The sequence below is a fragment of the Streptomyces sp. NPDC002602 genome (assembly GCF_042889445.1).
Taxonomy (GTDB): Bacteria; Actinomycetota; Actinomycetes; order Streptomycetales; family Streptomycetaceae; genus Streptomyces.
In genome coordinates, this window is sequence record NZ_JBIAQX010000004.1 from 405,960 (window position 1) to 418,642 (window position 12,683).

Annotated in this window: 12 protein-coding genes and 1 pseudogene; 8 read left to right on the plus strand and 5 right to left on the minus strand. The window is 72.4% G+C overall.

The features are described 5' to 3' along the window. Positions 1-2 precede the first annotated feature (2 nt). Positions 3-764 carry an SDR family NAD(P)-dependent oxidoreductase gene (locus tag ACFYW3_RS14945; RefSeq protein WP_351751236.1) on the minus strand — a complete coding sequence of 254 codons (762 nt, stop codon included), beginning with the start codon at positions 762-764 and terminating at the stop codon, positions 3-5. A gap of 113 nt (positions 765-877) precedes the next feature. Here ACFYW3_RS14945 and ACFYW3_RS14950 point away from each other — a divergent pair, with 113 nt between their 5' ends. The 3 genes from ACFYW3_RS14950 to ACFYW3_RS14960 all read left to right on the plus strand — a co-directional run bounded on the left by ACFYW3_RS14950 (position 878) and on the right by ACFYW3_RS14960 (position 3,051). Beyond that, positions 878-1,312, plus strand: a complete 435-nt coding sequence (locus tag ACFYW3_RS14950; protein WP_351751235.1) for a hypothetical protein — start codon at positions 878-880, stop codon at positions 1,310-1,312. 179 nt (positions 1,313-1,491) lie between these two features. Next, positions 1,492-2,304, plus strand: coding sequence for a hypothetical protein (locus ACFYW3_RS14955; RefSeq protein WP_351751234.1), 813 nt, complete (start codon positions 1,492-1,494; stop codon positions 2,302-2,304). Positions 2,305-2,421: 117 nt separating this feature from the next. Then, positions 2,422-3,051 (plus strand): helix-turn-helix domain-containing protein, encoded by a 630-nt coding sequence (locus tag ACFYW3_RS14960; RefSeq protein ID WP_351751232.1) that lies wholly within the window; start codon positions 2,422-2,424, stop codon positions 3,049-3,051. A gap of 21 nt (positions 3,052-3,072) precedes the next feature. Here the strand turns inward: ACFYW3_RS14960 and ACFYW3_RS14965 are convergent, their stop codons facing one another. After that, entirely contained in the window at positions 3,073-4,557 is a 1,485-nt protein-coding gene (locus ACFYW3_RS14965; RefSeq protein WP_389386468.1) for an LVIVD repeat-containing protein, read from the minus strand. 76 nt (positions 4,558-4,633) lie between these two features. Between ACFYW3_RS14965 and ACFYW3_RS14970 the strand changes: the two genes are divergently transcribed. After that, complete coding sequence (locus tag ACFYW3_RS14970; protein ID WP_389386469.1) at positions 4,634-5,287, plus strand: DUF305 domain-containing protein; 654 nt, start codon at positions 4,634-4,636, stop codon at positions 5,285-5,287. Between the two features lie 52 nt (positions 5,288-5,339). Beyond that, entirely contained in the window at positions 5,340-6,716 is a 1,377-nt protein-coding gene (locus ACFYW3_RS14975; protein ID WP_389386470.1) for an FAD-dependent oxidoreductase, read from the plus strand. A gap of 55 nt (positions 6,717-6,771) precedes the next feature. Here the strand turns inward: ACFYW3_RS14975 and ACFYW3_RS14980 are convergent. Together ACFYW3_RS14980 and ACFYW3_RS14985 are read right to left on the minus strand one after the other, a co-directional pair. After that, positions 6,772-7,116: pseudogene (locus ACFYW3_RS14980) on the minus strand (ArsR/SmtB family transcription factor); the annotation flags it as partial. A 217-nt stretch (positions 7,117-7,333) separates the two neighbouring features. Beyond that, positions 7,334-8,434: an NADH:flavin oxidoreductase/NADH oxidase gene (locus ACFYW3_RS14985; protein WP_389386471.1), complete on the minus strand. Its 1,101-nt coding sequence runs from the start codon at positions 8,432-8,434 to the stop codon at positions 7,334-7,336. Positions 8,435-8,665: 231 nt separating this feature from the next. On the opposite strand from ACFYW3_RS14985, the gene ACFYW3_RS14990 reads away from it, so the two are divergent. From ACFYW3_RS14990 to ACFYW3_RS15000, 3 genes are all read left to right on the plus strand, one after another. Beyond that, positions 8,666-9,754 (plus strand): exo-alpha-sialidase, encoded by a 1,089-nt coding sequence (locus ACFYW3_RS14990; protein ID WP_351751223.1) that lies wholly within the window; start codon positions 8,666-8,668, stop codon positions 9,752-9,754. A 27-nt stretch (positions 9,755-9,781) separates the two neighbouring features. Continuing rightward, complete coding sequence (locus tag ACFYW3_RS14995) at positions 9,782-10,468, plus strand: uracil-DNA glycosylase (RefSeq protein ID WP_351751222.1); 687 nt, start codon at positions 9,782-9,784, stop codon at positions 10,466-10,468. 110 nt (positions 10,469-10,578) lie between these two features. Further along, positions 10,579-11,499 (plus strand): hypothetical protein, encoded by a 921-nt coding sequence (locus tag ACFYW3_RS15000; RefSeq protein ID WP_351373039.1) that lies wholly within the window; start codon positions 10,579-10,581, stop codon positions 11,497-11,499. A gap of 95 nt (positions 11,500-11,594) precedes the next feature. On the opposite strand, the gene ACFYW3_RS15005 is transcribed toward ACFYW3_RS15000, so the two are convergent. Continuing rightward, complete coding sequence (locus tag ACFYW3_RS15005; RefSeq protein WP_389386472.1) at positions 11,595-12,662, minus strand: lactonase family protein; 1,068 nt, start codon at positions 12,660-12,662, stop codon at positions 11,595-11,597. Between the last annotated feature and the right edge of the window lie 21 nt (positions 12,663-12,683).

Sequence of the window (12,683 nt, forward strand, 5' to 3'; positions counted from 1 at the left end):
GGTCAGACCTGTTGGGTGGGTCGGACCAGCATCTCGGCCACGGCGACGTGCCGCGGCCGGCCCACGATGTAGCCGATCGCGTCCGCGATGTCCTGCGACTGGAGCCGGTCGATCCCGCCGAACCGCCGGGTGAGGGCCTCCAGTACCGCCGGACTGTTGTGGTCGCGCAGCTCCGTGTCCACGCTGCCCGGCTCGACGACGGAGACCCGTACGTGGTGGTCCGCCGTCTCCTGGCGCAGCGCCTCGCTGAAGGCGACGACCCCGTACTTGGTCGCGCAGTACGCGGAGCTGCCCGCGAAGGCGATCCGGCCCGCGACGGAGGAGACGTTGACGATGTCGGCGACCCGCCGGGGGCTGTCGGCGGCGGCGCTCACCAGGTGCGGCAGCGCGACGTGGGTGGTGTTCATCAGGCCGGTGAGGTTGATGTCGACCATGCGGCGCCACTCCTCCGTGGTCGCGCCGGCGGCCGGGCCGAGGATCATCAGGCCGGCGTTGTTGACGAGGGTGTCGAGCCTGCCCAGTTCGGTCACGGTCCGCTCGACCGCCTCACGGACCTGTGCCTCGTCCGTCATGTCCGCGGTGAGCGCCAGGGCGGTGCCGCCCGCGTCGCGGATCCGGTCGCAGAGCTCGGCCAGCCGGTCGCCCCGACGCGCGGTGACGGCCACGGCCGCACCCTCCCGGGCGAGGGTCATCGCCGTGGCCTCTCCGATGCCGCTCGACGCGCCCGTGACCAGGGCCACCGTTGCGTTCAGTCTTCCGTCCACGATCGTCTCCTCGTCCGGATCGGGCGACGACTCCTGTGCCCAGGATGCGCTCGTCCGGCGCGCGACGCCGGTCGGGGCCCCGGCGATCCCCGGCCCTGTGGCAGGCTGTGATCATGGACGCACCCTCGCGCGGCGCCTGGTCGCGCGCCGGAATCAGCCGTGACGGCGGACCGCTGCGGGAGACCGACACCGTCGTGTGGCTCCAGAGCGGCCGGTTCTACGCGGACAGTCGCGGTTTCGCCGGCACCACCTCCTACGAGGGCGGGCAGGTCACCTTCCACCACGAGGTGGGCGTCCCCGGGCACGACGTGGGAACCCTGCGCCGGGAGGGGGCGGGCCTGGTGGAGACCGGCACGAACCTCGACGGGAGCACCTTTCTTGAGGTCTGGATCCCCCTGGGCGACGGGGCCGACGATGCCACCGGGGGGACGCGTGGCGACGAGGGATCGTGGCGTGCCGGCGGGACCCAGACGGTCCGGGTGGGTGCGCACGTCGTGCACGTGGACGCGGCCGGGGTCGGCGCGCACTTCCTGCTGCCGCGTTCCTGATCGGACCGGCTCGCGTCCCGACCCTTCCGTGCTCGCGTCTTCCGTGCTCGCGTCCCGACCCTTCCGTGCTCGCGTCCGGGTCCTCGCGGCTCCACGCGTCGAACGCGACGGTCCGGCGTACGTTGGAACGTGAGGCAGGAACCTGAGGCAGGGTGCGGGCGGCAGGAAGGCCGGAGCCCATGGCAAGAGCGACCCATTCCCCCGTCGTCGGCAAGGTGTCCGGCATCCTGAACAATCCCTTCGTCGGGATCTCCCCTTGGATCGCGTTCTCGCTGCTGGTGGGACCGGGACGGTTCGAGTGGGCGGTGGCGCTGGCCCTGGTGATCTCCCTGACCCTCGTGGTGGGGGGCCGACTGGTCGACCGCGGCTCTTCGTGGAAGCTCCTGGAACTGTCCGACCTGGTCTTCTTCGGGGTCCTCAGCATCGTGGGCCTCACGGCGAGTCCGGGCACCCTACGGTGGCTGGAAACGTATGCCGGTGAGGTCTCCAACATCGCCTTGGTGGTCATCGCGTTCGGCTCCATGGCCGTGCGGATGCCCTTCACCCTCCAGTACGCCCGTGAGCGCGTGGACCCCTCGCTCTGGAAGACGCCCGCCTTCCTGCGGACGAACTACGCGATCACCGGGGTCTGGGGACTCGCCTTCCTGGCGGCAGCCGTCGCGGGCGCCTTCGGCGACCTGGTGCTGCACAACCCGAACAACATCTGGACGGGCTGGATCATCCAGATCCTGGCCATCGTGGCGGCCCTGCGCTTCACCGAGTGGTACCCGGACGTCGCGCGCGCCAAGGCCCGCGGCCTGCCCGCGCCACCGGTCTCCAAACTGCTGCTCCCGCTGGCCGGGCTGCTGATCCCGGTGGGCATCGCCGTGCTGATCTTCGACAACACGTGGTGGCTCGGCGTCGGCCTGATCGTCGTCGGCGGTGCGATCACCCGACTGCTGCGCCGGCGCGAGGAGCCGGCCGGCGCGAGTGATCGCCAGGTACCCGGCTGAATCGTTTCACCAGACCGCTGGATCCTGCCTGCTCTGGGCGATCCCCCGCGTCGCCCAGAGCAGACGATCTCGTGCGCTGAGTATATTGGCTCACAGCCAGTCAACGCAGGAGTAAGCATGTCCCCGCGCAGCGCATCGGTCAATGAAGAATTGCGCAGACGTTCCAGGGAGCGGCTGCTGCAAGCCACGGTCGAACTCGTCGCCGAGCGCGGCTACGAGGCCACCACCCTCGGCGACATCGCGGACCGCGCGGGCGCGGCCCGCGGCCTGGTCTCGTACTACTTCCCCGGCAAACGGCAGTTGCTCCAGTCCGCCGTGCACCGCCTGATGCACCTGACCTTGGAAGCGGCCCTGGAACGGGATCCTCCGACGGATGACGGCCGCGAGCGGCTGGCCCGGGCGATCGACGCGATCCTGGGCCTGGCCCGGGACCGGCCGCGGCTGATGCGGACCCACATGGCGGGCATCCTCCAGGCCGACGGGTTCGTCCAGTGCGTCGAGCAACAACGGCTCGCGGGGTTGCTGCGGGACACGGTCACCCGCTACGGGTCGGCGGACGTGGACACCGACTATCCGCTGCTGCGGGCCCTGTTGATGGGCGCGGTGGTGGCGGTGCTGCTGCCGGGAGCGCCGATGCCGGGGACCCGGCTGCGGGCCGAGCTGTTCCAGCGGTACGCGTTGGACTGGGAGATGGGCGATCCGCCGGACGGCGGACCGCCCGGCGGATCGTTCCCCTCGGCACGGTGAGTGCCCTGTCGTCGAGCGGGGTCAGTGGTACTCGGGTTGGGTCTGGACGTTGAGGCCGTCCATCCACACCCGCTTGGCGCTGTCGGTGCGCCGGTCGTCGAGCCGCAGCACGTCGAGGCCCTTGACGATGTCGTTCGAGTAGATGTGTCCGTTGTAGTAGTACGCCGACCAGGAACCGCCGAGGCCGAGCGTGTCGGTGGTCAGGGGGCCGCGCTCGAAGTACGCGATCTCCCTGGGCCGGGTGGAGTCGGTGAAGTCCCACACCGAGATCCCGCCCTGGTACCAGGCCTGCACCATGACGTCGCGACCGCCGCCTACCGGGATCAGCGAGCCGTTGTGGGCCACGCAGTTCTCGGTGTCGGCCTGGAGCCGCGGGATCTTGAAGTAGCTCTTGAAGACGAGCTTGCGCTGGTCCCCGCGCCCGGTGATGTCGTAGATCCCGTCCGCGCCCCGGTCGGGGCCGGTGGCCTCGTTGCAGGTGGCGCCGCTGCCGCCGCCCAACTCGTCGGTGAACACGACCTTGTTCGCGCGCTCGTTGAAGGTCGCGGAGTGCCAGAACGCGAAGTTCACGTTGTCCTGGACCCGGTCGATGACCCGCGGCTGCTCGGGCTTGCTGATGTCGAAGAGGATGCCGTCGCCCATGCAGGCGCCGGCGGCGAGGTTCTTCGAGGGGAGCACGGTGATGTCGTGGCAGCCGGTGGTCTTGGAGACGCCGGGGTTGGCGGGCGCTCCCGGGTTCCCGCCGTCCGGGAAGAGGACGGGGAAGGCGACGACCGAGGCCTTCGTCGGGGCCTTCTTCGGGACCTTGATCACGGAGATGCCGTCGTGCGGCGGCTTGCAGTCGGGGAAGGCCTCGTTCGGCGAGTACGAGGAGACGTAGAGGTAGATGTCGCGGCCGCCCGGAACCAGGGTGTGGGTGTGCGAACCGCAGGCCGTCTCCACCGACTTGATGTACTTGGGGTTCTTCTTGTCCTTGATGTCGAAGATCTTGATGCCCTCCCACGAGGACTTCTCCGTGGCGGGCTGCGAGACGCTGTTGCAGGAGTCGTCGCTGCGCGAGGAGTCGGTGGAGAGGAACAGCAGGTCACCGGAGACCGACACGTCGTTCTGCCCGCCGGGGCACAGGACCGTGGTGACGGTCTTGGGCGCCTTCGGGTTGCCGATGTCGTAGATGGTGAAGCCGTCGTAACTGCCCGCGTAGGCGTACCTGCCCTGGAAGGCCAGGTCCGAGTTGATGCCCTGGGGATTGGCGCTGGGGATGTTGGCGAGGGGCTTGATGTTGCGGCTGTGCACGATCTCGTCCTGCCCGGGGATGTCCCCGGGGGCGAGTTCGCGACCTTGGGCGGGTGCGGCGCTCCGCGCGGATCCGACGCCGGGTAACGCGTCGCCCGGGTCGGGGCTGGCGACCGCCGGACCGGCGGTGGCCAGGAGCGTGGAGAGCAGCCCGGCGGCCACGAGGGCCACCCCCGAACTCCTGCGTGGCGCTCTGACGGTGTGCGAGGTCACTGTGCCTCCCGTGGGGGCCCGTGCGTTCCGCTCTTCCTGGGAACGGAACCTGGACCCCGGCAGTATCGTCCTTTCCATGGACATGGCAAACGCCTTACTCGGCCGAATCCTGGGAGCGGCTCTGACCGCCGGTCTCCTGTTCACCCTCGCCGGCTGCCGGCAGGACGGGGCGGCGGACGACGCCCGTGACGGCGCGCCGGTGGTCGTGGCCCCCGGCAGACCGGGTGAGAAGGCACGGACCCTCTCACCCGAACAGGCCGCCCGGGAGCGTCCGGACGACAGTCCCAACGCCGCCGACCAGACGTACGTGCGCCACATGATCGAGCACCACGGGCAGGCGCTGACGATGAGCGCGCTCGCCCCGACCCGGGCCTCGACCGACGGGGTCAAGCGGGTCGCGGAACGCATAGCCGCCGCGCAGCGACCCGAGATCGGCGCCATGGAGAAGTGGCGGGCCCGGCACCCGGAGCCCTCCGCCGACGCCGGACCCCACGACCACGGGGCGATGCCGGGCATGGCGACGGAGCGGCAACTCGCGGATCTCGCCGCGGCGAAGGGCGCGGACTTCGACCGGCTCTTCCTCTCCCTGATGATCGCCCACCACGAGGGCGCCGTGAAGATGGCGGGCGAGGCGCTGGCCGGGGGCAACAACGTGGCGGTCGAGGAGATGGCGACGGAGGTGGTGGCCACCCAGAGCGCCGAGATCCACCGTATGCGCGCGATGGGCTGACGGCCGGGTGGCCCGGTGTCATGCTGGGAACACCTGCGGGAGGAGCTCCGCCGTGCTTCGTGTCGCCGTCGTCGGTTCGGGCCCGAGCGGGGTCTACGCCGCGCAGACCCTGGTCCAGCAGCGCGAGGTGCCGGGTGTACGGGTCGACGTGCTGGACCGGCTGCCGGCGCCGTACGGGCTGGTGCGGTACGGGGTGGCCCCCGACCACGAGAAGATCAAGTCGCTGACCGGAAGTCTGCGCGCGGTGCTGGAGGACGAGCGGATCCGCTTCCTCGGGAACGTGGAGGTGGGCGGCCCGACCCTGACCACCGGCCGGCTGCTGGAGCTGTACCACGCGGTCGTGTACTGCGTCGGCGCCGCCCGGGACCGGCTGCTGGGGATCCCCGGCGAGGAACTGGCCGGGGTGCACTCCGCGACGGCCTTCGTGGCCTGGTACAGCGGGCATCCGGACGCGGCGGCCTTCGACCTGGGCGGGGTGCGCTCGGCGGTGGTGGTCGGGGCGGGCAACGTCGCGGTGGACGTGACCCGCATCCTGGCCCGGGGCGCGCCCGAGCTGACGGCGACCGACATGCCGCACCCGGCCCTCGGGGTGCTGGCGGGCAGTGGTCTGCGGACGGTGTCGATGGTCGCCCGCCGCGGCCCCTCCCAGGGCCGTTTCACCACGAAGGAACTGCGCGAACTGGGCACCCTGCCGGGGGTCGCCGTGCGGGTGGATCCCGCCGAACTGGCCCTGGACCCGACCTACCGCGACCCGGAGGCGGCGGCCGCGCTGCCCGCCGTGGCCCGACGGAACCTGGAGGTGCTGCGGGGCTGGGCCGAGGCGACCGTCGAGGCGGCCGAGAAGCCGGAACGGACCGTCAGCCTGCGGTTCCACCTGCGGCCGGCGATGGTGTTGGGCGGGACGGACGGGCGGGTCGCCGGCATGCGGTTCGAGCGGACCGCGCAGGACGGCGCGGGCGGGGTGACCGGCACGGGCGTGTACGAGGACATCCCGGCGGAACTGGTCCTGCGGTCGGTGGGGTACCAGGGCGTGCCCCTGCCCGGGCTGCCGTTCGACGCGGCGCGCGGCACGATCCCGCACGCGGCGGGTCGGGTGCTGCGCGCCGGCCGGGCCTCGGTCGGGGAGTACGTGGCGGGCTGGATCAAGCGCGGTCCGACCGGGGTGATCGGCACCAACCGGCCGTGCGCCAAGGAGACGGCGTCCTCGCTGCTCCAGGACGCGGGGGCGCTGGCCCGGCGTGAGCTTCCGGGCGACCCGCTGGACGCCCTGCGGGCGGCGGGGCTGAGGCCGGTGGAGTGGCCGGGCTGGTTGGCCATCGAGGTCGCGGAGGCCGACCTGGGGCGGTCGCTGGGACGCCGTTCCGTCAAGATCCCCGACTGGTCGGGGCTGCTGGGCGCGGCGGGCTCCCCGGGTCCCCCTACGCCGTGACCGCGGTCGTGACCCGAGCCGCCGCCACATCCGCGGTCGGATCCGCCGGGGTGGCCGTCGCGAGGCGGGTCTCCTGGGCGGTCGCCGCCTGGAGGACGCTGTCCAGCAGGCCGGGGAAGAGGGCCTCCAGGTCGGCGCCGCGCAGGCCGTTCAGCTTGGTGGTGCCCGCGTAGGTCTGCCGTACGACGCCGCTCTCGCGCAGCACCCGGAAGTGGTGCGTGGTCGTCGACTTGGTGACCGGCAACGCGAAGTGCGAACAGGCGAGTTCGGTGTCCGAGGAGGCCAGGTCCCGGACGATGGACAGCCGCAGCGGGTCGGAGAGCGCGTGCAGCACGCCCTCCAGGCGGATCTCGGCGCGGTCGGGGTGGGCGAGTGCGCGGGTGGTCTCACGTTCCGCCATGTCCTGCTCCACTCGCTCGGTGTGACGCGTGCCGTCACTGCTCGTGCCGCCATTGTACGAGGGATGCCGTACGAGGGATGCCGTACGAGACGGCCCGCACGGGGGCCGTCTCGCGGCGGGTCGTGTCACGGCGGGTCGTGTCAGGGCGGGGTCGTGTCACGGCGGGGTGGTTCCCCGAGGGGGTCGGCCCGGGCGTGGGGGCCCGGGCCGACCCGGTTCACCAGGCCCGGTGGTACGGGGAGGGCGTGCGCGGCTCCGCGCCCAGTTCGGCCGCCGCGCGGCGGGCCCAGTACGGGTCGCGGAGCAGTTCCCGGCCGAGCAGGATCGCGTCGGCCTCCCCGTTGGCCAGGATCTTCTCGGCCTGGGCCGGCTCGGTGATCAGGCCGACGGCGGCCACGGGCAGCGAGGTCTCGGCCTTGACCCGGGCCGCGAAGGGCACCTGGAAGCCGGGAGCCACGGGGATCTTCGCGTCGGGGGCGAGTCCGCCGGTGGAGACGTCGAGGAAGTCCACGCCGTGCTCGTGCAGCAGCGCGGCCAACCGAACGGTCTCGTCGCCGGTCCAGCCGTCCTCTTCCAGCCAGTCGGTGGCGGAGATCCTGAAGAACAGCGGGAGTTCCTCGGGCCACACCGCCCGTACGGCGTCGACGACTTCGAGGGCGAAGCGGGTGCGGTTCTCGAAGGAGCCGCCGTACTCGTCGGTGCGGTGGTTGCTGCGCGGAGACAGGAACTGCCCGATGAGGTAGCCGTGCGCGCCGTGGATCTCGACGATCTCGAAGCCGGCTTCGAGGGAGCGGCGGGCGGCGTCCACGAACTGCGCGGTGACCTCGTGGATCTGGTCGACCGTCAGCTCGTGCGGGATCGGGTCGCCCTCGTGGAAGGGCAGCGCGCTCGGTGCGTCGGGCAGCCAGCCGTGGCCCTCGGGCCCGACCGACCGGCCGCCCTTCCAGGGGCGCTCGGTGGACGCCTTTCGGCCGGCATGTGCGATTTGGATCCCGGGGACGGTGCCCTGCGACTTGAGGAAGGCGGTGATCGGGCGCAGGGCCTCGACCTGGGTGTCGTTCCAGATGCCGAGGTCGTACGGGGAGATGCGGCCCTCCGGCGAGATCGCGGTGGCCTCCTGGATGATCAGGCCGGTGCCGCCGACGGCGCGGGCCGCGTAGTGCGCGAAGTGCCACGCGCCGGCCGCACCGGCCGCGGGGCCGGTGGCCTCGGCGCTGTACTGGCACATCGGAGCCATCCACACGCGGTTCGGGATGGTCACCGAACGGATCGTGCGGGGCTGGAAAAGGGCGGCAAACGCGGCGGGGGCAGCACTCATCGGACTCTCCGGATGTCGGCGGACGCACGCCGGGCTCGGCGGCTAAGTACGAGACTTACCGTACTACGAATTTCCCCGTACTACGAGACCTCTCGTACAACTGGGGTTCGCGGGGTCGTGGGGGGCCCGGCCCGGAACCCGGAACGTCACTCCGAGCCGCTGTCGGCGGTCGGGTGCAGACTGGCTCAAAGCTGCTGTCGTGAAGGACAAGGAAGTCCGGAGGTGTCGGCCATGTCCGACGTTCTGCTGCTCGCGGGTACCCGCAAAGGACTCTTCATCGGCCGACGGACGGACGCCGGGCCCTGGCGGTTCGACGGGCCGCACTTCAACGCCCAGGCCGTGTCCGCGGTCGCGATCGACACCCGGGACCCGGCCCCCCGCCTGCTCGTCGGCGGGGACAGCGCGCACTGGGGCCCGTCCGTCTTCAGCTCCGACGACCTGGGCGCGACCTGGCGGGAGCCCACCGCGGCGGCCGTGCGGTTCCCCCGGGACACGGGCGCCTCGCTGGAACGCGTGTGGCAGTTGCATCCCGCCGGACCCGAGGCCCCGGACGTGGTCTACGCGGGCACTGAACCGGCCGCCCTGTTCCGCTCGACCGACCGGGGCGAGTCCTTCGAGCTGGTCCGGCCACTGTGGGAGCACCCGAGCCGCGGGAGTTGGGTGCCGGGCGGTGGCGGCGAGGGCCTGCACACCGTGATCACGCACCCCGGCGACCCGGACGCCGTGACCGTCGCGGTCTCCACCGCCGGCGTGTTCCGGACCAGGGACGGCGGGGCGAGCTGGACCCCGTCGAACCACGGGGTCTCGGCGGTGTTCCTGCCGGACCCGAACCCGGAGTTCGGCCAGTGCGTACACAAGATCGCCCAGGACGCCGGAAACGCCGACCGGTTGTACCTGCAGAACCACTGGGGGGTCTACCGCAGTGACGACGCGGGCACGGACTGGACCGACATCGGCGCCGGACTCCCCTCCGACTTCGGCTTCGCGGTGGCCGCCCACCCGCACCGGCCGGACACCGCGTACGTCTTCCCGCTCAACGCCGACTCCGATCGCGTCCCGGCCGAACACCGCTGCCGGGTGTTCCGCACCCGGGACGCGGGGGCCCGCTGGGAGCCCCTGGAGCGGGGGTTGCCGGACGGGGACCACTACGGGACCGTCCTGCGCGACGCGCTCTGCACCGACGACGGCGACCCCGCGGGGATCTACTTCGGCAACCGCAACGGGGAGTTGTACGGCAGCCACGACGACGGGGACAGTTGGCAACTCCTGGCCGAACACCTGCCGGACGTGCTCTGCGTGAGGGCCGCCGTTCTCCCGTGACGGGTTGAGCCAGTAGAGTGATCGACCGTGGCAGCACGACCGTTGAACGAGATCGTCGAGCCGGGCTGGGCCCGGGCTCTTGAGCCGGTGGCCGCGCAGATCGCCGCGATGGGCGACTTCCTGCGCGGCGAGATCGCGGCGGGAAGGACGTACGTCCCCTCGGGGGCGAACGTCCTGCGCGCGTTCCAGCAACCCTTCGACGAGGTGAAGGTGCTCATCGTCGGACAGGACCCCTACCCCACCCCGGGGCACGCGATGGGCCTGTCCTTCTCCGTTGCGCCCGAGGTGAGTCCGTGGCCGCCGAGCCTGGACAACATCTTCCGCGAGATGCACGCGGACATCGGGACGGGCCGGCCGCTCAACGGCGACCTGACCCCGTGGACCCGGCAGGGCGTACTGCTGTTGAACCGTTCGCTCACCACCGCCCCGCGCAAGACCGGCGGTCACCGCGGCAAGGGCTGGGAGGCCGTCACCGAGCAGGCCATCCGCGCGCTCGCCGCGCGCGGCAAGCCGCTGGTGTCCGTGCTGTGGGGGCGTGACGCACGCAACCTGCGGCCCCTGCTGGGCGACTTGCCGGCCGTGGAGTCCGTGCACCCCTCCCCCATGTCCGCGGCCAACGGGTTCTTCGGTTCCAGGCCCTTCAGCAGGACGAACGAGTTGCTGGTGGGACAGGGAGCGCAGCCGGTTGACTGGCGCCTGCCGAACGCCACTTGATCCGTACAGTTGAAACTTATACGACATTCAACGGATAAATACGGACAGAAGCCGCCGGAAGAGGCCCTGCCCGAACACTCTCTTCCGATAAGCCAGTAGCATGCGGCGCCATGAGCTCCCCCACTGGGCCCGACAATGGCCTGCCCGTACGAATGCCGCGACCCCGCCCTGCCGGACGGCACCGCCGACCCGAGCCCGCGGTGGCGCCCGAGGGCGCGCCCGCGCTGGTGCTCGCCGTGCCCGGTGCCCCCTCCGCCGCCTCGCGCGGACTCGCGGAAGAGATCATCAGCATCGGCCGTTCCGAGCTGCCGGGCCTCGACGGCCGGATCGGCTACCTCGACGGCGATGACGTCGAGGGCTCCGAGTTCCCGTCGCTGTCCGGCGTACTGACCGCCGTCGCGCACGAACGTGCCGCGCGCGCGGAATTCTCCCGCGCCGCCGGGCACGAGGTGCCCCCGGCCACCGGTCCGGACGCGGTGGTCGTGCCCCTGCTGGCCGGCCCCGACGGCGATCTGCTGCGCCGCGTCCGCCAGGCGCTGATGGACTCCTCGGCCGCCGCCGAGCTGGCCGACGTGCTCGGCCCGCACCCGCTGCTCGCCGAGGGCCTGCACGTGCGGCTGTCCGAGGCCGGTCTGGCCCGCGCCGACCGGGCCCGCCTGTTCACCGTGACCACCGCCGCCGACGGCATCATCCTGGCGACCACCGGCGGCGAGGAGGCCGTCCGGGCCGCCGGGATCACCGGCATGCTGCTGGCCGCCCGTCTCGCGGTGCCGGTCAAGGCCGCCGCCCTGGACCAGGAGGGCTCGGTGGCGTCGATCGCCGAGCAACTGCGCGCCGAGGGCTCGACGCAGTTGGCGCTGGCCCCTTACCTGATCGGCCCGGAGGCCGCCGAGGGGCTGCTGGACACGGCGTGCAAGGAGGCCGACTGCGCCACCGCCGAGGTGCTGGGGGCCTATCCGGCGCTCGGCAAGCTGGCCGTCGCGCAGTACAGCGCCGCCCTGGGGATCACCCTGGGCGCCGCGGCCCACTGAACCACCCGCTCGACACCCGTACGCGAGGGCCCGCGCTCCACGACCTGGAGCGTGGGCCCTCGGGCGTGCGGGAGCGGGCCCGCCTGCCGGGCGGGTCAGTCGAAGACCACGCACGTGGCGGCGGGCACGGGGACCGAACCGGCCCGGCGCGGCCGGCCGGTCAGCGGGTCCACGTCGAACCAGGTGACGTCCCCGGACCGCTCGTTCGCCGCGTACAGCCGGCGGCCGGAGGGGTCGAGGGCGAGGTCGCGCGGCCAGTGCCCGCCGCAAGAGACGATGGCGGTGAGCTGCGGTTTCTCGGGCCCGCCGGCGAGCGAGAAGGTGACGAGGGTGTCCGCGCCGCGCACGGCGGCCCAGACGAAACGCCCGTCGGGTGAGACGACCACGGCCGAGGGGTGGTCCCGCACGGGCCCTGAGGGCCCGCCCGCGGCGATCGGAACCTCGGCGAGCGGTTCCAGTCGCCCGGAGGTCGCCGTCCACCGGCAGACGGTCAGCCGGGCCTCCAGTTCGTGCAGGACGTAGACCACCTCGCCGTCGGGGTGGAAGGCGAGGTGGCGAGGTCCCGTCCCGGCCCGCAGCGCGGTCTCGCCGTGCGGTCGCGGCTCGCCGGTGGCCGGGTCGAGGGCGTAGACCCGTACCGAGTCGGTGCCCAGGTCCACGGCGAGCACGTGGCGGCCGGTGGGGTCGGGTACCACCTGGTGGGCGTGCGGGGACGCCTGCCGGTCGGAGTCGAGACCGGAGCCGCGATGCGCCAGGACGGCGGCGGGCCCGAGGATCCGCCCGTCGGCGGCGAGCGGGAGGCTGCTGACGCTGCCGGAGGTGTAGTTGGCGGTGAACAGGCGCCGGCCCGCGACACAGAGATGGGTGGGGCCGGACCCGCCGACCCGGACGGGGTCGCCGAGCGGGTCGAGCCCTTCGGCCGTGACACGGAAGGCGCCGACCCCGCCCTGCTCGGTCTCGCTGACCGCGTAGAGCACCCGGGTGTCCCGCGCGAGGGCGAGGTACGAGGGGTCCGCGAGGGCGGCGGTGACGGAGAGCGGGGTCAGCGCCCCGGTGGCCGGATCCACGGCCGCGGTGGTGACACCGCGGCCGCCCCCCGAGGTGAACGAGCCGATGTGGGCCCGGTGTCCGTCCGCTTGGTCCGTGCTGTGCGCGTCGTCCACAGGTACCTCAATTCCGCCGTT